General features: G+C 62.7%; 28 protein-coding genes. 17 read left to right on the top strand and 11 right to left on the bottom strand.

Going from position 1 to position 25,376, the window contains the following annotated elements:
* Positions 1-193: 193 nt before the first annotated feature.
* Entirely contained in the window at positions 194-1,159 is a 966-nt protein-coding gene (locus tag VFO25_08525) for a transposase (GenBank protein ID HET9342944.1), read from the top strand.
* Positions 1,160-1,192: 33 nt separating this feature from the next.
* Here the strand turns inward: VFO25_08525 and VFO25_08520 are convergent, their stop codons facing one another.
* Both VFO25_08520 and VFO25_08515 read right to left on the bottom strand, forming a co-directional pair.
* Positions 1,193-1,762 carry an SIS domain-containing protein gene (locus tag VFO25_08520; protein ID HET9342943.1) on the bottom strand — a complete coding sequence of 190 codons (570 nt, stop codon included), beginning with the start codon at positions 1,760-1,762 and terminating at the stop codon, positions 1,193-1,195.
* A 312-nt stretch (positions 1,763-2,074) separates the two neighbouring features.
* Entirely contained in the window at positions 2,075-2,725 is a 651-nt protein-coding gene (locus VFO25_08515) for a hypothetical protein (GenBank protein HET9342942.1), read from the bottom strand.
* 292 nt (positions 2,726-3,017) lie between these two features.
* Between VFO25_08515 and VFO25_08510 the strand changes: the two genes are divergently transcribed.
* From VFO25_08510 to VFO25_08485, 6 genes are all read left to right on the top strand, one after another.
* Positions 3,018-3,215 (top strand): hypothetical protein, encoded by a 198-nt coding sequence (locus VFO25_08510; GenBank protein HET9342941.1) that lies wholly within the window; start codon positions 3,018-3,020, stop codon positions 3,213-3,215.
* Positions 3,216-3,280: 65 nt separating this feature from the next.
* Positions 3,281-4,756 (top strand): hypothetical protein, encoded by a 1,476-nt coding sequence (locus VFO25_08505; protein HET9342940.1) that lies wholly within the window; start codon positions 3,281-3,283, stop codon positions 4,754-4,756.
* Between the two features lie 77 nt (positions 4,757-4,833).
* Entirely contained in the window at positions 4,834-5,064 is a 231-nt protein-coding gene (locus VFO25_08500; GenBank protein ID HET9342939.1) for a multiubiquitin domain-containing protein, read from the top strand.
* Positions 5,064-5,411 (top strand): hypothetical protein, encoded by a 348-nt coding sequence (locus tag VFO25_08495; protein HET9342938.1) that lies wholly within the window; start codon positions 5,064-5,066, stop codon positions 5,409-5,411. The genes VFO25_08500 and VFO25_08495 overlap by 1 nt, the downstream gene beginning before the upstream one ends.
* 197 nt (positions 5,412-5,608) lie before the next feature.
* Complete coding sequence (locus VFO25_08490; protein ID HET9342937.1) at positions 5,609-5,965, top strand: hypothetical protein; 357 nt, start codon at positions 5,609-5,611, stop codon at positions 5,963-5,965.
* Positions 5,962-6,768, top strand: a complete 807-nt coding sequence (locus tag VFO25_08485) for a ThiF family adenylyltransferase (protein HET9342936.1) — start codon at positions 5,962-5,964, stop codon at positions 6,766-6,768. The genes VFO25_08490 and VFO25_08485 overlap by 4 nt, the downstream gene beginning before the upstream one ends.
* Here the strand turns inward: VFO25_08485 and VFO25_08480 are convergent.
* Entirely contained in the window at positions 6,741-7,289 is a 549-nt protein-coding gene (locus VFO25_08480; protein HET9342935.1) for a hypothetical protein, read from the bottom strand. The genes VFO25_08485 and VFO25_08480 overlap by 28 nt on opposite strands.
* A 53-nt stretch (positions 7,290-7,342) precedes the next feature.
* Between VFO25_08480 and VFO25_08475 the strand changes: the two genes are divergently transcribed.
* The 3 genes from VFO25_08475 to VFO25_08465 all read left to right on the top strand — a co-directional run bounded on the left by VFO25_08475 (position 7,343) and on the right by VFO25_08465 (position 9,508).
* Positions 7,343-7,765, top strand: coding sequence for a hypothetical protein (locus tag VFO25_08475; GenBank protein ID HET9342934.1), 423 nt, complete (start codon positions 7,343-7,345; stop codon positions 7,763-7,765).
* Positions 7,765-8,040, top strand: a complete 276-nt coding sequence (locus VFO25_08470) for an ImmA/IrrE family metallo-endopeptidase (GenBank protein HET9342933.1) — start codon at positions 7,765-7,767, stop codon at positions 8,038-8,040. The genes VFO25_08475 and VFO25_08470 overlap by 1 nt, the downstream gene beginning before the upstream one ends.
* Before the next feature lie 1,114 nt (positions 8,041-9,154).
* Entirely contained in the window at positions 9,155-9,508 is a 354-nt protein-coding gene (locus VFO25_08465; protein ID HET9342932.1) for a hypothetical protein, read from the top strand.
* Positions 9,509-9,703: 195 nt separating this feature from the next.
* Here the strand turns inward: VFO25_08465 and VFO25_08460 are convergent, their stop codons facing one another.
* Both VFO25_08460 and VFO25_08455 read right to left on the bottom strand, forming a co-directional pair.
* Positions 9,704-10,528, bottom strand: coding sequence for a hypothetical protein (locus tag VFO25_08460; GenBank protein ID HET9342931.1), 825 nt, complete (start codon positions 10,526-10,528; stop codon positions 9,704-9,706).
* A 289-nt stretch (positions 10,529-10,817) separates the two neighbouring features.
* Positions 10,818-11,975 (bottom strand): hypothetical protein, encoded by a 1,158-nt coding sequence (locus VFO25_08455; protein HET9342930.1) that lies wholly within the window; start codon positions 11,973-11,975, stop codon positions 10,818-10,820.
* Between the two features lie 815 nt (positions 11,976-12,790).
* Here VFO25_08455 and VFO25_08450 point away from each other — a divergent pair.
* On the top strand, positions 12,791-13,270 hold the full coding sequence (locus VFO25_08450; GenBank protein HET9342929.1) for a hypothetical protein: 480 nt from the start codon (positions 12,791-12,793) through the stop codon (positions 13,268-13,270).
* A 1-nt stretch (position 13,271) separates the two neighbouring features.
* Positions 13,272-14,213, top strand: coding sequence for a Kiwa anti-phage protein KwaB-like domain-containing protein (locus VFO25_08445; protein ID HET9342928.1), 942 nt, complete (start codon positions 13,272-13,274; stop codon positions 14,211-14,213).
* 149 nt (positions 14,214-14,362) lie between these two features.
* Here the strand turns inward: VFO25_08445 and VFO25_08440 are convergent, their stop codons facing one another.
* The 4 genes from VFO25_08440 to VFO25_08425 all read right to left on the bottom strand — a co-directional run bounded on the left by VFO25_08440 (position 14,363) and on the right by VFO25_08425 (position 16,475).
* Positions 14,363-14,731 carry an antitoxin Xre/MbcA/ParS toxin-binding domain-containing protein gene (locus VFO25_08440; protein HET9342927.1) on the bottom strand — a complete coding sequence of 123 codons (369 nt, stop codon included), beginning with the start codon at positions 14,729-14,731 and terminating at the stop codon, positions 14,363-14,365.
* Between the two features lie 185 nt (positions 14,732-14,916).
* Positions 14,917-15,177 carry a hypothetical protein gene (locus tag VFO25_08435; GenBank protein ID HET9342926.1) on the bottom strand — a complete coding sequence of 87 codons (261 nt, stop codon included), beginning with the start codon at positions 15,175-15,177 and terminating at the stop codon, positions 14,917-14,919.
* Positions 15,178-15,247: 70 nt separating this feature from the next.
* Positions 15,248-16,048 carry a hypothetical protein gene (locus tag VFO25_08430; protein HET9342925.1) on the bottom strand — a complete coding sequence of 267 codons (801 nt, stop codon included), beginning with the start codon at positions 16,046-16,048 and terminating at the stop codon, positions 15,248-15,250.
* A gap of 100 nt (positions 16,049-16,148) precedes the next feature.
* On the bottom strand, positions 16,149-16,475 hold the full coding sequence (locus VFO25_08425; protein ID HET9342924.1) for a hypothetical protein: 327 nt from the start codon (positions 16,473-16,475) through the stop codon (positions 16,149-16,151).
* Positions 16,476-17,022: 547 nt separating this feature from the next.
* Here VFO25_08425 and VFO25_08420 point away from each other — a divergent pair.
* Both VFO25_08420 and VFO25_08415 read left to right on the top strand, forming a co-directional pair.
* Positions 17,023-17,331, top strand: a complete 309-nt coding sequence (locus VFO25_08420; protein HET9342923.1) for a DUF3892 domain-containing protein — start codon at positions 17,023-17,025, stop codon at positions 17,329-17,331.
* Positions 17,332-17,362: 31 nt separating this feature from the next.
* On the top strand, positions 17,363-17,566 hold the full coding sequence (locus tag VFO25_08415) for a DUF2188 domain-containing protein (protein HET9342922.1): 204 nt from the start codon (positions 17,363-17,365) through the stop codon (positions 17,564-17,566).
* A gap of 437 nt (positions 17,567-18,003) precedes the next feature.
* Here the strand turns inward: VFO25_08415 and VFO25_08410 are convergent, their stop codons facing one another.
* Positions 18,004-18,282: a DUF3892 domain-containing protein gene (locus VFO25_08410; protein HET9342921.1), complete on the bottom strand. Its 279-nt coding sequence runs from the start codon at positions 18,280-18,282 to the stop codon at positions 18,004-18,006.
* A gap of 880 nt (positions 18,283-19,162) precedes the next feature.
* Positions 19,163-19,321 (bottom strand): hypothetical protein, encoded by a 159-nt coding sequence (locus VFO25_08405; GenBank protein ID HET9342920.1) that lies wholly within the window; start codon positions 19,319-19,321, stop codon positions 19,163-19,165.
* 112 nt (positions 19,322-19,433) lie between these two features.
* Between VFO25_08405 and VFO25_08400 the strand changes: the two genes are divergently transcribed.
* From VFO25_08400 to VFO25_08390, 3 genes are all read left to right on the top strand, one after another.
* Complete coding sequence (locus VFO25_08400; protein HET9342919.1) at positions 19,434-22,139, top strand: LuxR C-terminal-related transcriptional regulator; 2,706 nt, start codon at positions 19,434-19,436, stop codon at positions 22,137-22,139.
* Between the two features lie 530 nt (positions 22,140-22,669).
* Complete coding sequence (locus VFO25_08395; GenBank protein ID HET9342918.1) at positions 22,670-23,422, top strand: hypothetical protein; 753 nt, start codon at positions 22,670-22,672, stop codon at positions 23,420-23,422.
* A complete protein-coding gene (locus tag VFO25_08390; GenBank protein HET9342917.1) occupies positions 23,423-25,375 on the top strand; it encodes a hypothetical protein in 1,953 nt (650 codons plus the stop codon).
* The last annotated feature ends 1 nt before the right edge of the window (position 25,376 follow it).

Raw genomic sequence — 25,376 nt, 5'->3', positions numbered from 1 at the left:
AGGGGAGTTTCGTCGACCGCTTTGGCGTCGAGCCTGCGAGGGAGATCGAGCCCCCTTCCGATGGCACGTGCGTAGATCGGACGGTATCTGCGGCCGCTCGGAAGAGCAGAGCCTGCATGCACAAGGCTGATCCGCATGCGTCGCGTTGATCGTCAGCAGCCTTCGTCGGTGAGGAAGCTGGGCTATGCATGACATGATCTTGGGCATCGATATCGCCAAGGGGAACTTCCACGTTGCGCTGCTCGAGGCGGGTGGTGAGCATGGGCGCAGCTTTCCGAACAATGCCAAGGGATTTGCACAACTGCACCGTTGGCTGAAAAATCGTAAGGTGGCGCGCGCGCACGCCTGCATGGAATCGACCGGCGCCTACGGTGAGGCGCTCGCGATCGAGCTCCACGAGCACGGCCATGTCGTCAGCATCGTCAACCCGGCGCGCATCAAGGGCTTTGCGCAGAGCGAAATGGCGCGCAACAAGACCGATGCGCTCGATGCCGGCGTCATCGCCCGGTTTTGCAAAGCGCTCGTGCCGGCGCCGTGGACGCCGCCGAGCCCGGAAATCCGCACCTTGCAGAGCCTGACGCGACGTTTGACCAGCCTCATCGACGCGCGGCAGCAAGAGCGCAACCGTGCGAGCGTCCCCGGTGTCGTCGACCTGGTCGCCGAGTCGATCGCCGCGCACATCGACCATCTCGATGCGCAGATACGCGATCTCGAACGACAGATCCACGAGCATATCGACCACCACCCACGGTTGCGTGACCGGCGCGAGCTCCTCGAGTCCATTCCCGGTTTCGGTGACAAGACCGCCGCGCGCTTGGCCGGCGAGCTGCCCGACGTCAGCCAATTCGCCAGCGCGAAACAGCTCAGCGCGTACGTCGGGCTGAGCCCGCGTCACGTGCAATCAGGCACCAGCATCCGTTGGAAGACGCGGCTCTCCAAACGGGGCAACGCGCAACTGCGCAAAGCCCTCTACTTCCCGGCCATCGCCGCGATCCGGTTCAACCCCATCCTGGAACGATTCGCCCGGCGGCTGCGAGCCGCCGGCAAGAGCGAAATGCTCATCATCGGCGCCGTCATGCGCAAACTCATTCACATCGCGTACGGCGTGCTGCGCAGCCAAAAGCCCTTTGACCCCAACTATGATACCGTCCGGGCTTGACAGCCAAGACGGTATCTCCCAACATCTATTCGGCTAGCCGGAGGTCAGACGCAGTTCCACTAGTTCGCAGATGATATGGCCGAGCGTCAGATGGAGCTCTTGGACTTTCCATGACGGCCCCGACGGGCCGACGATCGAGATGTCCGCTTGCGCGCAGACCGCTCCGCCTCCGTTGCCGGTGAAAGCGACAGTCGTCGCTCCGCCCGCACGCGCCGCGCGTAAGCCGGCGACGACGTTGGGAGATTTCCCGGACGTGGTGAGTCCGACGGCGACGTCGCCGCGATGGACGAGGCCTTCGAGTTGGCGCGAGAAGATCTGCTCGAAACCGTAGTCGTTCGCGATCGCGGTGAGCGCGCTCGTGTCGACGGAAAGGGCGAGGCCGCCCCATGCCGGGCGCTCGAGCAGGAAGCGGCCGGACAGCTCAGCCGCGAGATGCTGCGCCTGCGCCGCGCTCCCGCCGTTGCCGAAGAAATAGATACGCCCGCCGGCGCTGATCGAGCGTGCGATCGCATCGACGGTCTTGTCGACCGCATCGGCGTACTCAACGCCGCTCCCACGCCAAAGATCGGCGCGTTCGGCGATGCAATCGGCGAACGTCTTCATCTGGCGCGGATTCCAGGGCCTTGCGCGGGCGCCCTGGGTGGGGATCAGCCCCCGGCCAGCTCGCAGCCTTGCGAAACACGGTTCGTTCTTCCGGCGCGGCTTGACGCCGTCGCGTGGGCGACGCGCGAACATGAAACCGTCGTCGCGCGGGGCATCGGCTTCGGCGGGTGCGGAGTGTTTTTTCCGGATACGTCGACAGCGACGACGAAGAACGCGAGCGTCGCCGCAGCGATGGTCAACCTGAACATACGATGTCGCCTTCCATGACGACATCGTACTCAAGGGCCGTCCAGCGACCATCCAAATCCGAGCTTAAGCGAGCTCGCCCGCCCGGTCTTCCTTCGCGTTGTACGATCCGACGGCGCGCGCGAGCTCGCGGCCGCCGACCGCATCGAAGAAATCGTTGTGCGTTTCGGTGACCCCGGCTTCGGCCCAGCCGTCGTACGAGCATCGCGTCGTCGGAAGGTGCACCGTCGGACCGGCGGCATCCGCGTAGGACGTGTGGAAGGGCGCGAAGTTCTGCGCTTCCCCGTGCGCAATCACGATCGCCCGAACCGCTTTGCTCGCACGCGAGGCCGAATCGCGGAGGGGCTGCGGTACCCGCTCATCGGCGGCGACGCGATCGAAAACCGCAATCGCCGGTCTATCCGCGTGCCACGGCATGTCCGCCGAATGGTCGAAGCGTGCCATGCCCTTGACCGATGAGATATCGGCTCGGACGTCCGCGAGCGCTTCGGAGCCGTCGCCGCGGCGCGGCAGTGCCTCTACGGACTCATAGAAACTTTTGACCGCTTGCCGGACCTCGTCCATCTTCTTCGGATCGAGGTCGAGCACGTCGAACGCGGCGGCCGGGTGGTAACCGTCCACGCCGTAGCGCGTGCGCATGGTGTCGCTGACGACATCGTGCGGCCATCGCGACGGATCAGCATCCGTCAGATCGACCGCGACCTTGGCGGACGGCACGCCCGGCGCGAGCATCGTCTCTGGGGACCCAGAGACATAGGGTTACATGCACCTACAGGCGGCCGCGTCACCACATTGACCCAATTGCGGTGAGTGGGGCCTGGTGCTTGGAATTGTGGTGAGTGATCCGTCTCCGCATGCTGGACTCGTGCAGCGGGTAAGGTATATGACGAGCCGCACGGTGGGTCAAGCGCAAGGGCTTCTTGCCGATAACCCTTGAATAGCCCATGTGCGGCAGGCGGCATCGACGGCCGCTGCCCGATCGTGTCGGACGGACGAAGCAAAGGAAAATATGTCGACGGAAGACGATGGCGCTCGCGCGCAGGCCGGTGCGGTGACGGATTCCCGGACGCCGCAGGATTCGGCCCAAGATGATGCGCGCGTTCGCGAGAGGGCGGCGGCCATCGCGAAGATGTATCAGTCCATGGACGAGTTCCTCGCGGCCCACGTGGTGACGCAGGAACTCCTGGAGATGAAGATTAGCGTCTAGTGGCAGACCCCGCCGCGTCGACCTGGTATGAAGTGTGGCCCTTTGAGGAGGGCCGCCTTTATTCTTTGCTGTCCAACGAGTACGCGCCGCCGGAGCGCGTCGCCACCTTCAGACAAGCGAGGTACCTTGCGGGCTACCTCGATCGCAAAGGCGCGAAGTCAATCGTCGTCGAGAACGAGTATATCGATCGCGACTATCTGGAAGACTTCGAGGCATATTACGTCAGGTGCTTCGAACGTTACAGCAGCCGCTGTCGGCGGCTGCACTTCTTCTCGTTCGATCTGAGCGCGGCCGATTTCGAGCGCCGTATAACGCATCTCGACGAAGCGTCGGACGGTGTGTTGAATTCCAACTACCTCGGATTCGTGGTCGCCCGACCGCTGCCCGAGCCGATCGTCGGGCGGACGTTGCTCAAGACGTTCGACCCCGAAGGCTACCAGCGTCGTTACAGGGCCATAAGAGAGTACAGCGTCTCCTTGTTCGGCATCGACCTCCGGCTGGACTCGCTGCCCTTCCAGCAGCAGGATTCCGTCGTCGCCGCGTGCGCGACCGTCGCGTTGTGGACCGCGTTTCACAAGGCGGCCGACGTCTTCGAGACCGTCGCGCCGGGGCCCGCGCGCATCACGAACGCGGCGAACGCGATTCGCCCGGCAAAGCGCATCATGCCTTCCCGGGAACTCAGGATAGATCAGATGTGCGAAGCGGTTCGGGCGACGGGCCTGGAGCCGCAAGTCGAACGGGTCGGATCGTCGACGCCGCTCGCTTCGATTATATATGGCTACCTGGAGTTCGGCTTGCCCGTCGCGTTGTGCGGATACATCGACGGTCAACGCGGGCAAGGACATGCGATCACCGTGACGGGCTATGCCACCTACTCAACGCCGGATGTCTACTCCGACACGACCGAGCCGGTCATACGCGGCGTCAGATCGGAGGCCTCGCGGATGGAGAGGCTCTTCGTGCACGACGACAACGTCGGACCGTTCGCCCGTATGCGCTTCGAAGACCCCGGGAACTTCCCGCCGGGGCTCGTCGCGGACACGCCATTTGTATTGAGAGGTTATGATCTCAAGAACATTCCCGAGCACTGGTTCGTCCCGGTGCTGGCCCTCGTGCCCGTCTACGGCAAGATCCGCATCGCGTACACCGAGATCCATGCTTGGCTCGGGCTGCTGATGGATTTCGCGAGCCTTTCCGGAGTGGATCTGTCCGACGCGATTTGGAACGTTGCGCTTACGAAGACGGGAATCCTAAAGCACGATGCGAGACTTAAAATGTCGGACGTCGCCGGCTTGCTCGGCATCCTGACGGCGCCGCAGCCGCGCTTCATCTGGCAGGCGACGATGTCGCGCGCTGGAAGGCGTATCGTCGATTTGCTTTTCGACGCGACCGCCGTCTCGCGTTCGAACCCGCTTTTTGGCGTGATCTGGCATGACCCCGGGTTGAAGGAGGAGCTGAAGGCGAAGAGCGTCGAGCGGTTCGGCGCCGAATCGCAGAAGGCCCAAAACGGCGGTGCGTTCTTCGAGACTCTTTTCAAATGAACGCTACAACGGCGTAACCGATCCGCCTTCTCCCCCGATATCCTGTGTGAACGGCCCAACGCGGCTCGCGGAGTGTGATGATGGAAGATCGGGACAAGTTCGACATTCAAATCGATGGTGTCGACTACGCGGTTCACTCGAAGACGATGACCGGCGCACAGATCAAGGCCCTCGCCAACGTGCCAGCGGCAAACTTGCTATACCGTGTCGAGGGCAACCGGAGGGCTCCGATCTCGGACGGCGAGACGGTCCACCTCCACGACGACGAGAAGTTCGTGACGGCGCCGCCGGTCGGCGGTACGAGCTGATGTCGCCGCAGGAGACCGAGTTTCTCGACGGCCTGTTCGGCCCCGGCGTGGCCGAACATTACGAGGCGGATTTGCGCCTGATCGCGCTCCCCGATGTGGCGCTCCCCGACGGGTGTCAGCCCGCGCGCGCCATGTGCATATACGTGCCGCAGCGGTACATGGGCTACGACACGCGCTTGTTCTTTCAATCTCCCGTCGTTCTCAAAAGCGGCGTCACGCCGGCGCACACGACCGCGGTGCTTCTCGGGCGCACGATGTACGCCGCCTCGATAAACGGCGTCGCGGCGACCCTTCCGATCCATCAAGGCGTCATCGCCCACCTGCGAAGGTACGAGTTGGCGATTTGAGGGCGTTCGAGTGGCTGCGGCGACGCCTTTCAAGCCAGGTCCGATCTCGGCGACCTTCGTCGACGGCGCCGACGCGGCGGCTCCACGCTTTGCCGTCGACGCTGCGTGGGCTGCGGGTTGAACTCGCGTCCCGTCGTGAACGGCCGGAGCCGCTTGCGCTTCTCTTGGTACGATACGCGTCAGAGGATAACCGGAACGTGCTCGTCGGCGTTCGAATTAGTCCGTTTCCGGACGTCGCATATGTCGACGGCCCGGACGGCGCGAACTTCTCGGTAGTTTGGTTGATGGAATCGCTCGATCGCGCCGCCGCATTGAACGCGGGCGCGCTCTTGTGTCATCTGCACGACCATTCGGGAAAGCCGAGATTCAGCGCGACCGACGTTCGCACGAATGAAAGCGTCATGGCGAAGCAGCGCATTTTTAACCCAAGCTTGCCTTACGGGGCCATGGTCGTGAGCGACGATGATTGCACTGCGGCCGTGGCCGTTGCCGAAGGTCTGGTCGAGGTCCGCGTCGTGCCGGTGATGTCGAACGAGTTCGGCGAGCGATCATGATCGATGCTTCGCGCTTGACGTTCCTCGGCATCGCCGGCCTGCGCCGACTGCGCGAGAGCACCATTTGCGTCGTCGGACTCGGCGGCGGCGGATCTCATGTGGCCCAGCAACTGGCCCACCTGGCGGTCGGGCGCTTGATTCTTATCGACGCCGATCGCCTTGAGGCGTCCAACGTAAATCGGGTCGTGGGATCCTCGTATCGTGACGTCGGAGACGAGAAGGTCCGCGTGATGGCTCGTCGGCTCGATGGTCTTGGCGGGCTCGTAGAGCCGGTCGCGAAGCGCGCCGAGGATTCAGATGCGCAGGCCGCGATCGAGTCCAGCGATCTCGTCGTCGGCGCGCTCGACAGTTTCCGCGCGCGCGACAATCTCGAGAAGCGATGCCGGGCTGCGCTCGTCGCCTACGTCGACATCGGCTTGACGATCGTCGTCGACGATTCGGGCGTCGTGGGAGCGGTCGGCGGCCAAGTGGCCTCGTCGCTCCCGGGCGGGCCGTGCCTTCGTTGCATGCACATCGTCACCGACGACAGCTTGGCCGGAGATCGCGAAGAGTACGTGGCCGGCGCCCCGGAGCAGCAAGTCATTTCGATGAACGGACTTCTGGCATCGCAGGCCGTGAATACGGCGCTGGCGCTGATAACGGGCTATGGCCGCGACCATCGACCTCCGCTCTATCTGGTATATGACGGCCTTCGTCACGAGCTTCGAAGGCACCCATTCTATCCGGAGACACATGTGTGTCCTCACTACGACGTCGCCGATGCGGGCCGGCGGATTCAATTGCCGCCGCGGAGACCGTCGTGAACGGCGTGTTTGACGACCTCAGGCTTGCGCTCGAGGCTTGCAACGAGTCGACGGAGCCCGAGCGTGGCGAGCGCTTGGTCCATCAGGCGGTGACGCGCATGGTTCGCGATCGTCGCGCGTTGCTCAAGCGCCAACCGGACCTGGAAGACGTCTGTCAAGAGGTCGAGATAGCCATCGCCCTGGCGATGAGGGAGCGGCGACGCAAGGTCATCGACGTCCTCAAGATGATCTCGACAATCGTCGAGCGCAAGATCATCGACGCAAACGGGCGGCGCGACATAGATGACGCCGTGGTCACCGTGGACGACGACCGCTGGGAATCGCTCGAACGAACGCTCCCAAGCCACGAGGACGGGACCGCCGACGTACATGTCGAGTTGCTCTTGGGAAAACTCCCGGGCTTGACGGAGCGCGATCGCGTTGCCCTGCGGGCGCTCTGCGACGGACATGATGCCGAGGGGATCAGACTCGCTCTTGAGCGCCACACGCGCCGTCCAGTGACCGCAAACGCGGCGAAGCAAGCACTGTTTCGCGCGCGGACGAGGCTCAAGGGACTAACAGAAGAAGGAATGGTATGAGTCAATTTGACGACGAGGAAGAAAACGGCAGCGCTGAAAGCGTCGAGATGGGCGATCGCGCACGCGCCGCATTTCGATCGATTCCACCCGCACCGTTGCGAATCTTGATAGATGATTTCCTCACCGAGTCGTCTGGATTCGCCGGAGCCGAGTGGATGCGGCGGATCGCCGCGCTTAATCAAGGTTCGGCTCGAGACCTCGACGAGGCGGAGTTCAAGTCATACGTTCTTTATCGCACGGGCCTTACGGAAGAACAGTTGCTCAAGTGTCGTTTCGCGCTGCGTTCGTTCACGGCCGCGCGCGAAACGGCCTCGGGCGGGGTCGATGAAGACTTGCTCGTGGCCGCTCGCGGGGACTCCGAAGGCGCGGCGGTCAGCGCCTCAGAGTTGCTCGAGCAGCTCAAGAAGCGTCAGCAGTAGTGGCGCGTGGCTTCGTCGACGTCCAAGGCGTGGCCGATCAGGTTCTTGCGAAGACGGGAACGCTGCGGCGACCCAACGGTTATGCGGTCGACATCGAAGCCATTCTCAGGACCTATAGCCATTTCGACAACATGTTTGCCGCGCGCGTTCTCATGCCAAAGGCTTCAATTCTCGAGGCATGGAGGGCGACGAAGGGCGTTGGCCGCTGCGCCCACTTGCTCGAGGTTTCGACCGAGGCGGCTGGGTACAGGCTTCGCGAGCTGCAGCTCATCTAGGGCTATATCGGTCCCTGCCGGAATCGGTCGATTTACACGACGTATGTCGGTCGGATCGACAAGGGAAGCGACTCTCACGAGGTAACTTGTTGCAACCGTGAATATAATCTCTCACAAGGTCGTAGGCGACCTGGAAATAGTCGCGCCTACGCGCATCAGCGGCATGATAACTGGCGACGTTCGAGTCAGGCGAAACGCGATGCTCGTACTGTCGGGCACGGTATGCGGGAACGTGGTGATCGAGAATGGCGCGACGGCCGACGTCACGGGGACGGTCGTTGGGACCGTCGTAAATGATGGTGGTGAACTAGCGGTCGCCGGAATGATAGGAGGCGTCCGCTCATCGCCGATCGCTAGAACCGACATCCGGTCCGGTGCGGTTGTCGGTGGAACGATGGTCCGACAAGAAAGTCGCTCGGAGTGAGTGTCAACTATAACCGGACTGAGTAATCTTCGGCGGGTAGGTTGTCAACGCGAGCCACTGAATTAGCGCAACGTGTACACGGCGTCTGGTCCATGGGAGCGGTATGGCCTCCCTGTTCTCTTGGGTACCCTCGGCAACGCGCTTTGGTACGTCCTCGTCAATGTCGCGCCGACGGCATTTGGTTTCGGGCGTACGAGTTGGGCGCGGATTGCGGCCGCATTGGGTGCCCTTGGCGATTGGGGCTACGTCATCGCCTTCGTCGTCTGCGCGGGAGCGATGGTCTTGCGCAATATGATAGCGCGACGTGCGGAACCATCGTTTCCAGCTGAACCGACTACCGCTCCGTCAAGGGAGCCGCATACCGGACCGTCAGCTTAACCTTATCACATCCGAGAGAGAGTCGAGCCGGCGCAGGAAGTCCGCCGACTTGACTATCGCCCCTCCCTGCTCATGGAGGAAATCGGGCACTTTTTTGGGTCCGAAGCGGTGCCTCACGATATTCCGGCGGACTATCGGGTCTTCGATGGCGACGATGACACCTTCATCTCGAACGTCGTTCGGATGGTTCCAGGTTGCGCAAGGTTGGCGTCCGGATGCGTCCCAGAGGGAGTCGTCCTGTCCGATACCGGACTAACCGTAGATTCGTTTCCTCGATCTAGACATGCCGTTCATGTCACATCGCAGGGCCGCGTGGTCGTCAGGTTCGAAGCGGCAAAGGGGGACCACGCGATCTACAGCCTCGCGCTGTCGCTGGCGGCGCCATTCTTCATCGCCAAGCGCATGATTCAAAGATTCGATTTCTCGCCGCAATACAGTTTCGGTTTCGGCTATCGTATAGGCGACGAACCCGAGCCGGCGGGAATGCTGCCAGGCCCGATTTGGGAGGACTGGTTCAAGGGCGATGTTCATGGCGTATTCGCGGACGCGGCCGCGGACAGGGTTCTTCGATGTCTGCGGGGCGGTAATCATGGACCCGGTCTGACCCGCGACGAAGTACGGCGAACGCTCGACGACTATTGGGCGGAGTACTTCCGTGGCGAATGAAGTGGCACTGTGAGTGGGAACCAAGACTTGACATGCTGCGGGACCTGCCGGGCGCGAGTCAACGATGATCTGACGAAGCGCGTGCCGTGCCCTTATTGTGGCCGTCTTGGTCTCGCGTGCCCGACACTCAGCCGCGACACTCGCACGAACGCTCGGCCGCCATCGTGGTGTCTCCTGAGCCGACGCAATTTTCGCCTAGCCCGCTCCAAATGGGTCGCCGCGCCGCGACTTCGGCTGTCTTCGCCGCCGCTTTTCAAGTCGCTGGGCCTCGCGTAGGTCAACATCGTATCGGTTTGCCAAGGCAACCAGGTCGATCGTCCGACTGAAGCCTTCCTCTAGTGCGATGAGAATAGCGGTCCTTAATAGCTGGATGCTGTCCTTCGCGCCCTCGTTCGTCTTCGACTGGTCGGGAAGCGCCCCGTGGACGATGTCATGGCGAAGATCGTAGAGGGCCGCAATCCGTTCGGACAGGTCGCCCAGCTCGGCCGCGCTCGGCGAAACGTCGGGATCGAACACGAAACGCGCGACTCGTTTCGTGACCTTCCGCGCATGTTTACGGCCGGCTTTCTCGTGCTCGCCAAAAATCGACTCGAGACCGATGAATGCATGGACGATAGCGTCCTCGCTGAACCATGACGAGCGGGCGCGTCGGAATCGCGCGACCGCGCGCCGCAGGCGCAGGTTCTGATCGGCGCCGCCGACGATAGCCTCCCAGTCGCGCCGGAACGTCTGCTCGTCGGACAAATTGAGAACCACGCCGTATTCGGTTTCGTTCGGCGGTCGCGACTCGATGAGCGCGGAGAAGTAGAAGTCGGACTCGGCCTGCCCCCACTTCTTGAGCTGGAGGAACGGCGCCCAGAGGTCGTACGCGATCCACACGTTCAGCAATCCGAGCAAGGCGTAGAGATCCTCCGACTCCCCCTCCAGCTCGTTGAGGTCGTGGGGCGAACGCGTCGTCATCTCGACCGCCGTACTTGCCCGCGGCAGCATCCAAGGGTTGCGCTCGATCATGAATTGCACCCGGGCGTTTTCGGCCCAGCGCTTCCGCTCCTCATCGGTGATGCCGCGTAGCGCAATCCGGTACCGACCGCCGTCGACGACGATTACGTCGCGGTCGACTGCGACGTTCAAAAGCGGAATTACACAGATTTGCGCGCCACGAAAGGCATGTGTCATGCTAGTTTCTCCGCCCGACCGCGCTCGGCGATGGGCTTCACTTCAAAGTCTGGACCAATCTTCGGTTTGGCGCCCGAACACGGGGTGCCCGTGCACGGCCGGCTTCATTTTCGTCGTGCAGGGTCTAGAGATGTCACATCTTCGCTAATGCCAAGAAGAAGCAGGCGATTATTGCCGTGACGGCGCCGCCGTACGCTCCACTGGCTATTGCATTCGCAATGGCCGCCTTAATCACGCCGACATAAAAGAGCGATCCGTAGCTACCGTCGTACACAGGCGCGTCTCCCACTGGCTTCATGCGCTTCGCGGGATCTCGGGCCTCCTTCATTTCGCGGACGGCTTCGACGAACTTTTCCAGTTCGGCCTTTTCATCGTTCGCAACATCGCTGAGTTGGCGCAGATGCCAACGCGCATCGTGCTGCGCCGTCCACTCGGCAGAATATCGCTTGTATTTGGGCAACGACTCATAGTGGGCAAGAAAGTCCTGGTATTCTTGCCATCGGGGCGAACGTTTGAGGTAGCGGAGAACTGGCGAGAAGGGCTCGTCCGGTGAGGCTACGCTCTCCGGGCCCTCGAACCAGGGCTGGAATTGTGCCAGCCAAAGACGAGCGGCTTCGCGATGCTCCGTATTCGCGTCGAGCGAGAGGTAACGTTCCATCGCTTCGCCTGGCGTGAGCCTTCCCGGCGGCACAGTCTTCGCGATATCGCGAAGTTGAACGGTCCAGACGCGCGTCAGCATCAAAACCAACAATTCGCCGGTTGCGCGGCCTCCTCCGGAGATCGCACCGGTCGCCAGGGCCTTCGCGACCACGATCAAGACGGCGGCCTCGCCGAAAGCGAACAAGATTGTAAGCCCTACTATGACGGCTGTCAAAGCAATGAGCAACGCCCACACCGACGCGCTTCCCGCGTCGGCGGGCGGTCCGCCGGCTCCCGCAAGCACTCCCAAGACCGCGGTATGCACGTCCGGCGCAAAGGGAGTTGCTCCCAAATGTGCGGCGACGATACCCCCGAAAAAGCCGAGCGTCAATTGGAATCCGACGGCGGCCACGCCTAGACGACCGGAGGTGATGACGTCGGGCGCCGCCGCCGTCGCGATCAATTCCGTCACGACGCCGTTTCGAAGCTTGAAGAAGTATCGAAGAATTCCGAGGACCGCACCGCCGACCGCGGATATGGCGGCCGTTACGAGGGTTTCGCCAAAACCTGGCCACGGTCCGACGAGCCCCTGTTCAAGAGCTGCAAGCACCGACGTATGCGCGAACAGTACGCAGGCGACGGCGATGCACACGGCGAGTATTCCAAACCCCAGTCGAGGGTCGAACGGCTTCGTGCTTGTTGTGCCGCTTGTGATCGACGTGAAAGAGCCTGGTACGTTTACACGGCGCGACATCGAGTTTGGCCCGCTATTTTGTCGACATCGGCATATGTCATTTCTGGCCCGCCTATCCGTTCGAGGAAGAATTCAGGAGACAGCGCTACTCGTCATTGGTGAAGAACGGCTCCGGGTAGTCATCGTGCGGGTCTATCGGCGCATAAGAGGGCCAGGTGGCCGGACTCTACACTTTCAAGACGGCGTTATTGAGCCATGACACCAAATACAAGGAGCGCCGATATTTGACGCTCGAACCCGAACGATGCGCCATTGTGGCGTCGGGATGCACTGTGCGTTGACCCCGACTCCGAGGATGCTTCTTTACCCGAACGGGATCGGATCGGACCTCTCAACATCGTTGCATAGGACTGGGGGTTCCCCCGGTGTACTTTCGGCCCATTTCGCGTACGCTCAAACTGGATGATCTTGCCATCCGCTGAATAGGCGTCGTGCGGATCCCGTGGTCGGTTCCTCTCCATCGGGCCTGTAGGCTGCGCCGACTAAGTAGAGATCATCCGAGATGCGAATCGGTGCCGACGGTGCCACCACCCACGCGTACGGTTCTTGATCGGAGTGGGGTCAAAATGCACTTCAGCCACGACCCCGAAAATCATGCCGGCTCCGGCACGGCCCGGAACCGTGGCTCGGCGCGACCGCCCAAATCGCAACGAAATCATTTCAGCTGATTGGAGGGCAGAGTGCCGACCATAGGTGCGCGGCTTTGTCTCTTCTTGAGTTCATATGCACCGCTCATGATCGTATTCGCGATCAGGAATCCGTTCGGCTCGGAAAAGGCGCAGTTCGTGTTGGTCGCGCTCGCTGTCCTATCGGTCGGCGCACTGGTCCTTTTTCTCAACCTCGCGCGGGGGCTCAGTCCGACGCCGATCAAGGTTTCCGAAATAAGGAGCTTTGGATCCGAGACGATGTCGTACGTCGTCACATACTTCATTCCGTTCTTCGGCATATCGTACGCGAATCCAAATGACATCATCTCCTTGAGCCTCGTGTATGCCGTAGTCTTGGTAATATATGTCAGCGAGAATCTAATCCACATCAACCCGGTGTTGGCGCTTCTCGGCTATCATTTGTTCGAAATCACCGGCGACGAGGGCAAGCCGAGCACTCTCATCACGAGGCGGACGTACTTCCGCATCGGCGAGGACATACGCGCCGTGCCGCTGTCTGACTACATCATCATGGAGAAGGCATAAGATGACCGCCGCCAACGATCTCAGCCAGCTCGCGGACGTCGCTAGGAACATCGCCGACCTCACCCTCGTCATGGCCAGCCGTACCGACGAAACGGACGGGGCGTATGCCCTACAACGACTCGTGTTGCATGACGACGTGACGAGCGAGTTCTCCGGACTGGCCGGAGATTTCGTCGAGAAGCATCTGGACGACGTGGTGAAAGGTTACGATCCGACGTACAAGCCTGACGCCCATGAGATGCTCGTACTCAAACTGTCGGAGAGCGCCTTGCTGGAGTCCGTCGTGAAAGAGGCGGCGCGCCCGAACGCGCTCCAGATATTCGACGAGGGTTCTGATTTCGTCGACGGCCTCGCGTTCTACGTCCTGACATGCCGCGCGAAGCAGAAGCCGTTGCTTCTCTTCCGGTCCTACAGTCCGCAGAAGGAACTGACGCGGTCGCGATTGATCGCGTTGCTGCACAGCAGGGGCGTCTACAACAGGATAAGGCGCGGCCTCTTTGTATTTGACGAGAAGATCGACTGCTTTGCGTGGAACGGGAACTTGTATATCAAGAACGTCCACAATTTCCATACGATGTTCCGCTACTTCGAACAGTTGCGTGCGAGCGCGTCCGCGACGATCGATCGCGTGCTCGCGTACGTCCCCATATCGAATGCGGAGGATTTCAAGGCGGCGTGTACCGGGAGCATCGGTTTCTTGGCGAAGGTCGCGAGCATTTCGAGAAAGGACTATCTCGCTTCCGTCACCATGGCTGACGTGGAGGCGACGATTCGGGATTTTGGCTTGGAGGTCAAGATAACGGAGGTCCGCGGCAAGAAGCTGCTTGAGTTCGCATCCGATCTCAAGCACCGCTGGTTGATCCTAAAACTTCTGGATGACGACTACCTCGGTTCGGTTATGACCAAGCGAAGGTACGAGGTGAATTCGAAGACCGCCCTCTAGAACGGAGCGATCGCGGGGACGGGTCGCGCGTTCACGACCGATGTAGTGCGCGGCATCGGGGCGATGCGCGAGTAGCCGGGACGTTCGTTTGGTGCGCCGGTCACCGAGATCTAGCTCACGTCATAGCCCACTCGGCCGTCGGCCAGCGCTTAGTCCGGTTGCCCCGACTCGCACGCGTAGACGAGCGACTCGACCTCTGCGACGTACCCCTCCATGAGATAGCGCATCGGCGCGACGCGCCCGAGGTCGGGGTGCGGCGCGTTGAGCCAGATCTTCACGACACCCATGTCGCCGCCGAACATGTGGCGCACGCGCAGCACGAGCGACACGAGGCGCGCGAGCTTCCCTTGAATGCGCGGCGACGCGGGCGTCTGGCGCAATCCTTGCAGCGATACGCCGATCATCTTGCCGACCAGCGGCGTCGAGACGCCAAGGATTTTCGCGAACGCGATGCCGTCCAAACGACCGCTCTTGGGGTCATGGACTTGCGGTCCGGCGCGAGCCACAGGGCTTGGCATAAGCGCCTGACTCGTTTCCTTCTCTTCGAGCGCTTTCTGCTTCGCCGACCGCAGGTATAGAGATCCCCTTGGCCGCTCGGCGCGGACACGAAACGGCGCCGTGATCGCCTCGCGCACTGGAGATACCGAGGATGCTGGTCTACGGACGCTTTCGAAAAGGCTGGAGAAGAGAATCGGCGCGCTTCTCACTTCAGACCGATTTTCGACTTCAAATGCTCGCTCAGGGAAGTGGCCGCTATTTGCATGGCCGTGTAGGCCTCCGCCCAGCGCTTGAACGCCTCACCGTGTGCGGGATCTGGCTCAAAGTCGTTTCCCCTTGCCTGGTCACGCGAACTACGACGAGCCGTCGCCGCTTCGAGCGCCACCCATGCTTCGGCGTGACTCCGTTGCGCGGCGGCAAACGCCGTGGTCAAACGATTCAACGTGCCATCGTAGTCACTTACCATAACGCGTCTCCCTTGGGGCAAGGTTCCTGGGGCACTGACCGCGCGGGTCACTCGATCATCGAATCGCCGCTTATGGCGACGACGTCGGTGTCGGGATCGCTTGTGGCCTGCTTCTGACCGTGACTTTCGCCCAAACAGCGGTGGCGCTGCTGGAGAGTCCAATCGACCGAACGTCATCCACCTGCAGGGCGTCCGTGTTGTCTACGACGCCGATGACTTGGCCGAGCCCGGACTGGATCGGATAGGCATCTCGAAGGTGAACGTTGGTCACCGGGGTTACCATGTCGCCGACATGGGGGATCGACCTGACGGAAATCGTGGCGCCGGGATTGAGTGTGGCACTCCTTGGAGGCGCCGTTCCGAGGTAGACATAGCCCGTTAACAATGGCGGGGTGAGGTTCGCCAATAGATTTGCGGACGCGCCGGTAGCGGCCGCATCCACTGGTTTTGGCGCAGGCCGCGGACTGCCGCTTACTTGATCGATGAGCGCTGACCGAGCGGCGGTCAACTGTTGCGAATTCTGAATGTCGCCGAGCGAGTAGCGTTCGTTGGTGAGGCTGTTCGCCACTTCTTTCAGCGCGTCGTCGTCGCTGACGGCGGCGACTGTTATGAGGCCTTCCTGCGCTTCCGGGTCGTGCGCCAGAACCCACAGGCCGGCGAAGGACATCTTCGACTGGACCGAATGGCCTGACAATCGCGTGATTTCTTTGAACAGGTCCTCCGAGAATACTTTATCGCGATCGCTCTGCTCATTCAGCGCCGCGAGTCGATGGTTCGTAAGGTCGAGTTGATATCCGGTTATGCTCGCCACGATGGCAAGCACCAGCGTGACGACTTTTTGAACGCTGTCTATGATCTTGCTTGCAGACATATCACAATCTCCGTCAACGGGATGCGCGATCCACGCACTTCGTCAAGTATGTCGAATCGTCAAGTATGTCGAACGCCGTCTCGCAATCGCCGTCCGCCGACTAGCGGTCGGCGAGTTCGCGAACTCGCGCCCAAATGGTGGCGACGGAGTGCCAAATCGCAAAGATCGCGTAGACGATCGCAGGATAACGAATGAAAGCGCCGGGCGTAGTGGCCGAGAGATCGTGCAAACCCCAGATGAGCAAGAGCACGGACGCGCCGATCATCAGGTACTGGACGGCGGAAGGTCGGCCGCCGGTCAAAGCGATCCGTATGAGACCTATGAGGTATGCTAGTCCGCCGAACGCTCCGAGCAGAACCGCTCCGGTGACGCCGAACGATGTATCTGAAATGAGAACGAACAAGATGACGACGCCCACAAACGTCATGACAGTCTGCTCAATCAGGTGCCGACCTTCAAGAGCAACACCGAGGCAGCCCAATATGCTTTTCTCCTGATTGCGAAAATGCCCAAGGTTGATTACGCAACCATGATAGGATCTGGACTCCGTGACGAATTGTATCGTATCCGAATATTGTTTCGCAAGAGGTCATCCGTGACGACTGGATGCGCGCGGAACCTGACGTCGCGCGGGGCGCGCGACGACCACGCACAAAAAAATGGCACAATCTACCAGTCTATATTCTAGCGAAATAGGGCGAAAAGCACACTGGGGAGATCCCTTGTCGTAAGGAACGGCAAATGCTTTAGGCGCTCGACATCGTGGAGCATGTACCGATCAACGCCGCGCCCGACGCGCGCTTTTTGGAGCATAGGTGTGCGGGCGAGGTCGTGATCGGCAATATCGTGAAGGTTCGCGCCGCCGCGTATATCCGCGACTTGTCGGGCGTGCACGGCGTCAGCGACCGAGCAGCACAGGCTTATACGCGTCCTGCTACTTCGCGCCGAGTAGTTTGCCCGGACGGAGAAGACGTTTGACGACCTATTACGTCAAGTGCATAAATAAGCACCCCACCCACTCGGATCCGCATCGCAGGATCCAGCACATCGGTACGAATGAAAGCCGTCCAGAAACGAAGGCGACGAAAAAATGGACGGTCGCCGAAGTCGTCAGTGCGATAGAGGACGATGGCGACATTTTCTATTGTCACGACGATGAGGGCGACTGGGTTCTCGTGGAGGTCGCGACCCACGACGGCCACGCATACGTGAAGACCGAGAATGACGGGATACAGCCCGACAACCTGCTCGCGCAACGAGAGTGCGGGGGACCAAACTGGTGATAGCCGGTCTAGAACGCGGAGATCTGTTGGGATGAACAAGAAGCTCTATGTCGAGCGTACGGGTGACGGGCGCTATGTCGTCAAGCGCGCCAACGCTGAGCGAGCGAGCGCGATTCGCGACACCCAGGCGGAGGCGATTGAAGTCGCACGCGAGATGAATCCCGGCCACTCGCCCGATGTCGAGCGCGTCAAGCACACGAATCGCGGCAAACCGGATCAGTGGCGGAAGGCCTAGCGGTCGAACCCCGCGCGCGTTGGATTACCCCGGGTAACGTATCCCATCAGCGGGATCTGCCAGACCTCGGGCGGGAATGCGACGGCGGTTGCGAACGAAGTGCGCCGATCTCCCGGCGACCCGGCAACCGTTGCACGCATTGAGAATGCGGAGAAAGAGTGGACAAGGCCCGCGCCAAGCGCGCGGCCATGATTGCGCAACGGGCCATCGAAGCGCTCGGCGGCACGGACGAGGCATACGCATGGCTGACGTCCCCGTGCGCCCAATTGGGCGGCGAAGCCCCGAGCGAGGTGCGTTACGATGCGGCCGGCGCCCGTCGCGTAGTCGGGGCGCTGCATCGAGCTCGACGTCGGTGACCCGATCGATTAGATGCGCGCGAAGGGCCTAAGGTGATCGCGTTGCAGTTCCGCGACTTCGACGACAGCGAGAGCGCGGCGTCAGAAGCGGGGCAAGGCGAGCAGGTTGTCTTTCCAGATCCCGTCGGCGTACGTCTGAACGTATTTGGTTCCCCAGCCCGTCGTCCGCACGCGCAGATAGGGTTGGTCGCCGACGGCGTCTCGAGTGTATGCCACTCCGCCCGAGGTGATCCACTCGACCATCGCTTCGCGCGTGCTGACGCCTTCCGCTCCGGTCTCCTCGTTGATCCACCGCAGAGTTGCGATGTGCTGGTGCTCAAGACCGCCGACCATGTGCACGGCGGTGATGCGGACGGACAAAATCAACTTTCCCTTCCGTGCCGCCCGACGGTGCGACCGCGGCCTCCGGCCGATGCGGGCAGCGCATGCTCCGACGCTCGAAACCACGACGCAGCTGCCTCAACCTTTGAGCGCAACCGCGCGGCTACTTCCGCTTCGTTTTCCTCGCCGACCGTTTCGTCTTGGGCTTTGCGAGGAACGACACACTGGTCTTCTTGAGCTTTCGCGCCTTGAAGGTCACGCGTTTTCGTCGCTGCGCCATTTATCCGTCACCCCGATTCGAAGCCGAAGATGAAACGCCGGATTCAGCCGAGCCTCTTGCAGGCATCGCAGAGCGGCCTTCCGCCGTCCCCGTCCCTGCGATGCTGCGGCTTGATTCGTCGCCCGTCCGGGCAGTCGTCGTGATTATGGTGGACCATTCGATACGCCGGCGGGTACCCGGCGAATCCGTGTGATAGGCTCGAACGCGCGCCATTCTCAAGACTCCTTACGACGGCGACCATGCACGGTTGCGGACAAAAGGGCGCCGTAACTTGGTGGCACTTTCCAGATAGTGCCATCGCTTCGGGTCGTACGCCCCGGGCATTTCACTAGTCTTTGAGGGTACCCCGACGGGAAGCGCACCCGAAGGATGACGCCTCCGGAGCAGCTCGCTAACACTGCTCCGGGCGGTTCGAGCGCCCGCAGGGCCAATGGCGAAACCTCCGGCTCTGCATTCGCCGGGAGATACCCGGTCGCACTCACGCACGGACCCGTCCAGCTCGATGACGGCCGACGGGTTGCGATCCCCCGGCGGCTTTTCGCGGCGGAGTCGCCCAGCGGACATGGCCCGCCGCGCGGCGTACCTAGATACCGTTCGAGAGGCGTTCGTGCGATGAATGCTTAGCGCGGAGCCTCGGACCTACGGATGGCACGTGGGTTGCTGCGGCACGTCGCAATCTCTGTGCATCGTCTGTCCGGCACTCGTCGGAACGTGCACGGAACTCGCGACGCCGCATGCCGACAACGTACCGATGATTGCGGCTATGAAGATGCCTAACGACAGCGTTCTCTTCAGCATTTGTCACGCCCTCAATGGCCTGGCCCGCGACGCAATGGCGCGGACTCGGCTCGCATCATAAGTCGGAGCTGCCATGGCACTCCCGCGGGTAATCCCTAGTCGTAGCGAAGGCGTGCGAAGACCGCGACCGGAGCGCTCGTCGTTCGTCGGCAGGGCGACGATGCTCGAGCGGCTCGACGCGCCGGCGCCGGCGGCGTCGATCCTAATCGGCGAAACGGGGATCGGAAAGTCGCGTCTGCTGCTCGAGTATCGCGAACGCCACGACGACGCGACCGTGGTTTGGACGAGTTGTCATCGGGCAGCGGCGTCCATCGCGTTGGAGCCGCTCGTCGATATCATCCGTCAACTCGCTCGAGCGAAGTTGGTCGGGTCGCGGTTCGCGGATTCGGTGTTGCTTGCGCCCGAGCGAGATCGGGCCTCTCATATCCGCGCGGCGCTCGAGCGGTCCGCGAGCCAACGGGAGTTGACGCTTCAGATAGACGACTTGCAACATGGGAGCCAAGCCACGAACGAGGCGATAGCGTATTGCATCGACAGGCTCCAGGATTCGCCGATTCGGTGGCATCTCGCGGCCCAACCGACGAGCCGAACGACCGGGCTGACGGACCGACTCGCGCGCGACGGCCTGGCCGAACGGATCCACGTCGACGGCCTGACCCTCGAGGAAATCCGTGAACTCGCCTTCAAGCTCGGCCCGCGGTCGTTGCATCCGGACGCGTGGTTCCGTCGGGTGCACGAGCGCACGGCCGGCAATCCGCTTTACGCCGAGCTGCTTCTTGCGCCCAGCGCGAGTCCCGACGACTGTCCGCGGTCGCTGCGTGCCGCGCTTCGGGGCCGGATAGATCGGCTGTCTCTGGCCTCACGACGCGTGGCCGGACTGCTCGCGGTCCATCAACTCCCCCTCGACCGGAACGAACTCGCGCTCATCTCGAAGATGTCGCAGGGCCAGATGGCCCGCGCGCTGGGCGAGCTGGCCGAAGCGGAACTTCTGTCGGAGACGGCGCACGACGTTGCGCTCAAGCACGAACTAATCCGTGACGCGGCGTACGAGATGCTGGGCGAGCAGCTGCGGGCGTCGTACCACAGCCGCATCGCCTCGCGCGTCGAGAATCCGTGGCGACGCATCGATCACCTCGTCGGCGCGCGGCGCAACGCCGACGCTTCGCGCGCGTTGCTTGCGATCGGCTGGGAGCGGGTCGCCCTCGAATCTCCGACCGAGGCGCTCGCGGCGTTCGATCGGGCCGCCACGATCGACGACCGTCCTGAGGAAGACGCGACGATCGCGAACGCCGGCAGGGCGTGCGCGCTCTTGGAACTCGGGCAAGTCGACGCGGCCTTCGAGCGGTTCGCCGAGTTCGAGAGCGGCGCGGGCTCGATGGCCGACAAGCTTCGCGTTCTCGGCAGCGCTCGCTTCGTCGAGCACGCCCGGAGGGCCGGCGTCGAGGGTCGTCGCTTCGCGAAGTCGCTCGACGCCGCCGCCGGCGACGCGGAACGTTCGTGCCCCGAGCTTCTGCCCGGCATCATGTGCACGCTCGGTTCCGTCCGAGAGCGGGAGGGCGACCTGGACGGCGCGGAGATCGCGCTCAGGCGCGGGCTCGCAAGCGCGGACGAAAGGACCGATGCTCGCGAGACGATCAGCCTCGGCGCTTGGCTGGGGGTTGTCGTGGGCCGCAAGGGCGACGTCGCGAGCGGCATACGCATCGTCGAAGACGCTGCAAAACGCGCGGAGCGAAACGGACTCAACGACGAACTCGCCGCCTGCTGCACCAAGCTCTGTTATCTCTGCGATATGTCTCACGACCTGGGTTTATACGAGCATTGGTGCCGTCGCGGATTGGCGATACCCGACCCGATCGGCCGACGGACCCAGGCGGTGTTGCGCATGAACCTGGCCTACGTCCAGACCGACAAGGGACAGTTGCGGGAAGCGCTCGGACTCTGCCTCGCGACCGTGCCAACGGTGGCTTCGGAAGACACGGTGGCGACCCAGGCGCATTGCCACGCGGCGCTGCTCCACGCCATGTTGGGCGACTTTGACGGGGCGGCGCACGCCATCGACGCCGCGCGTTCGGAGCGCGTTGCCGCAGGCTGGCGACCCGCTATCGACTTCATCATGGGCTGGATCGCCGAACTGAACGAGTCGTTTGACCCTGCGATCGCGCACTATCGACGCGCCTGCGAAGGCTCGGCGAACGAAGTGTACGGGTTGCGCGCCGCCGTCGGATTGGTCCGCTGCGCATTCAAGACTGGAGACGCGTCGCAGGCAGCGGAGCCGATGGCCCGCATTCGAGCGTGGCAGAGTCGCGACTGGCCGGTTGCGCAGATCCTCGCGCGAGAAGCCGAAGCGTATTGGCGTCTGGCCGTCGGCGAAACCGCCGACGGCTCCGCCGCGCTGCTGGCGGTCGCGGCAGAACTGTCGGATCGCTTTCGTCGCGCTCGACTTCAACTCGACGTGGCGACGCAGACCGGCGATCGCAACCTTTTCAAAGTCCTCATCGAAGAATTCGAGGCGCTGGATGCGAGGTGGCTCGCCGAACGCGCTCGCGGGCTGGCTCGATCGCTCGGACTGAGGCCGGGTCGGAAGCGCTCGCCCGCGGGTTTTCTGACCGAGCGAGAGGCGGCGGTCGTGAATCTCATCGCCGGGGGAAAGACGAATTCTGAAATCGGCGAGCGGCTCCACATCAGCGCTCGAACGGTCGAGTATCATCTCAGCAACGTCCTCGGCAAGTGCGGCCTGAGGTCTCGGGTTGAGATCGCGGCTCGCATCGCCGCCGGAACTCCGCTGACCTCGGTCTTGGTGGAAGAAACCTTGGCATAAGCGGCCGGCTCCGGATGAACCATGCCGTGGCGTTCAAGCCGACAATCGGGGACCCGAACGCCATCGCGAGTCGAGCGCCCTTCGAGACAAGAACGTAGGCCGGGTTCCGACGTCCGAACGGCTTGGTGACGGCACAGTCGTCGGTCCGACCTGCCCGGCGCTCGATCACGCACCGCAGCGTCGAAGACTGGTGGTTTCCCTAGTGCACGGGAGCCGTCCGCGGACTAGTATCTACGGCAACGCTCCAGCGGAGGCGATCGTCGACGCCGGCGTCGTCCGGCGTGTCGCGCGCGGCGGGAACCGTTCAGGTCCGACCGGTCGCGATCCACGGGGGCCCAAAGGAGACCTTTATGGCGAAGCGTCCGCGCGCCAGGCGAAACGCGAGACGACCGCGCACGGTGACCCGTTTCTCGTCGTTGCGACCCACCGCGCCGCCGGCAGCGAGCGACGCGGATTCAACCCATGGTCGAACCGCACGAGGCGCGACCGGGCGACCTACCGCCTCAATCGCAGTCCAGATGCTCTCAAGAATGAAGCCCCAAAAGCTCGTGCTCGTCGTCTCTTCCGTCATCTTGTGCGTCTCGCTCATATCCATAGCAAGCTCATCTCCTCCGGCGACGCCCGCAACCGGCACCGAAGTCGTCGAAGGCTACAATGGCGTGAACTTCTTTCCGATGAGCGTCGACGCTAACGGCGTCCTCAACGTCAACGGGCCGCTTTCGGGCCTCTCCGACACACAGACCGCGGCCGCGGGTCAGGTGATCGGGATGGGCATCTTCAACGGAACCTCTTGGGACAGGCTGCAGGGAAACGGCGGCGCGGCCAACGTCGCCGTGCCAAGCGGCGTCGCGCTCAACGCGGGCTCGGCTCTCATCGGCCAGGTCAACGTCGTGCCGTCCGCGACCGCGGCCTTGACGATATCTCAAATCGACTTCTCGAGCGGCGGCGGATCGGCCGGATGTCAAAACGTATCGGTGTATCCCCTCGCGCCGGCGACGAATTCAAACAACCAATGCTATATCGTCAAGGGCACGTCCGGCGTCTTGCTGAGCGTCGAATGGAACTCGCTGAGCAACATCGTCAACCTGACGGGCGGCGCTTCGATAACGTGCTACGACAACACGTCGAACTCCGGGCGGCCGGTGTGGCAAGCCCAACCCGCGGCGGGCGAGTACAAGAGCTGGTACCCGTACGGCCGGCCATTCTCGTCGCTGACGTGCAAGTCGAGCGCCGCGGTCCCGGGCTCGAGCGGTCTCAACGTCCTTGAAGTGGAGACGAAGTAGATGTTCCCGCTCATTCTCGCGGCGGCAATCGCCGTGGCGCCGCCGACGCAGGGCGTCGGAACGGCGGTGAAGGCGACGCTGCATCTGCGCGGCACCGCTTGGGTGGGAGAGCGGTGGGTTCAAGGCGACGAGGCGATTGCCGTCCGTGCCGTCAACGGCGGGAGCGCGGTTCTCGATGTCCAGGACGTGCCAAGCGGCGATCGGTCGCAAATCGTCGTCGCGCTCGACCCGTACTCGGGGGCGGGGCCGGCGATTTTCTTCGATCAGACGACGCTCTGCGTGACGAGCGGCATCGCCTCGCTGTGCAGCCCCGTCACCGGCTCGCAAACCTTCAGCGGTGCCGTGACCTTCAGCGCGGCCGGCACGGCCGTCACGATCACGAACAACGCTTCGATCGGCGGAACCTTGCAGGTCACGGGGACGTCGACGCTCGGGACGGTCAACGCGGGCCAGATAAGCTCGTCGACGCTGACGGCGTCGAACTGCGTCGGGTCCGACGGCTCGAAGAACCTCGTCTCGAACACGAACTGCCTGCAGTCGCTGACGGCCGGTTCCAACTTGACGAGCACGGGCGGCGCGGCGCCGACGGTCGCCACGACCGCCGCGCCCTCGTTCTCCGGTACCGTCACCGCCGGAGGGCTGTCCAACTCGGGCAATACGGCCCTTACCCAGAGCGTCAGCACGAACACGAACAGCTCGGTCTTCCCGCCGTTCACGACGTTCACGAACGTCGCACCCGGCTCGACCTTCAGCGGCTCCACGACGCTGACGCTGTCGTCCGGAACCGACGCGGGCAACGGAATCGTCGTCGGGGCGGTCCTGAAGATCTCGGACACGACGAACACCGAGACCGTGACCGTCACGGCGACGCCGGCCGGGAACACGTTCACCGCCACGTACGCGAACAGTCACGTCAGCGCGAGCTACACATTCACGCCGATCGTGCTGCCGGTCACCGTGACGCCGGCGTCGATGGCCGGGATCACGACCGGCCAGTTGCTCTACGTCGACACGGGCACGAGCCTCGACCAGGTCCCGGTCGTCTCGACGACGATGACGCAGTTCACGGGGCTTTTCTCGAAAACGCACGCGACGGGTTCGATCGCTATCACGGCCGGCGGCACCGTGGGCTGCACGGCGACCGCGGTCGGGTGCACGCTTTACTCCGCCGCGACGGGCGCGACGGGCGGTTGGGTCTACACCGCGCCGAACATCCAGGGCGCCGACGGCAACGAGCAGGGCATCGTCACGATCGTCGTGCCGACGAACGGCAACGGCGCGAACAACGTGCCGTACGACATCAACTTCGAAGGCGGGCAGAACGGCGACTCGGGCAAGACGTCGCACACCCTAACCTTCAACTGCAACGCCCAACCGCAAGATTGTCTCATGTTCCTGCTCCAAGGCGACACGTCAGGCGGCACCAATCAAAAGTGCGTTTCGTGGAACACGGGCGGATCGGGGAGCACGTCGACGCCCTCCCTCATGATCCTCAAGTGCCGCGGCGATCTGACGATCCTCGGCGGCAATTTCACGGCGAACAGTAACCAGAACGGACAAGGAGGATTCCTCTCGGCCAACGCCGCCGGCGTCACCGGCGCGCTCGGCAACGGCCAGATAGACATCGGGCAGGACGGCATCATCGCAGCCGACACCTCGTGTTCGATAACGATGCCCAACGGCGGCGGCTCGACGGCAATGGTGAACGGCTTCGCGTGCAAGGTGACGACCGGGTCCGCGAACACGTCGAACAATTTCACGATCGCGTATCCGAACGCGTACAACACGGCACCGATGTGCTTCGTGACGAACTTGAGCGTCACCGCGAACCTGTTTCCGCGGGCGGTCCCCGGAACGTCGAGCTGCGTCGTGACGTGGTTCAACACGAGCGGCACGGCGACCAATCCCGGCAACAGCCAATCGTTCATGGTCTTCATCGTCGGCGGAAAGTAGC

It is taken from the genome of Candidatus Eremiobacteraceae bacterium (assembly GCA_035710745.1).
Lineage (GTDB): Bacteria > Vulcanimicrobiota > Vulcanimicrobiia > Eremiobacterales > Eremiobacteraceae > JANWLL01.
Note: the sequence above shows the minus strand (reverse complement) of the source record. Positions and strands in the feature narration are given on the sequence as shown.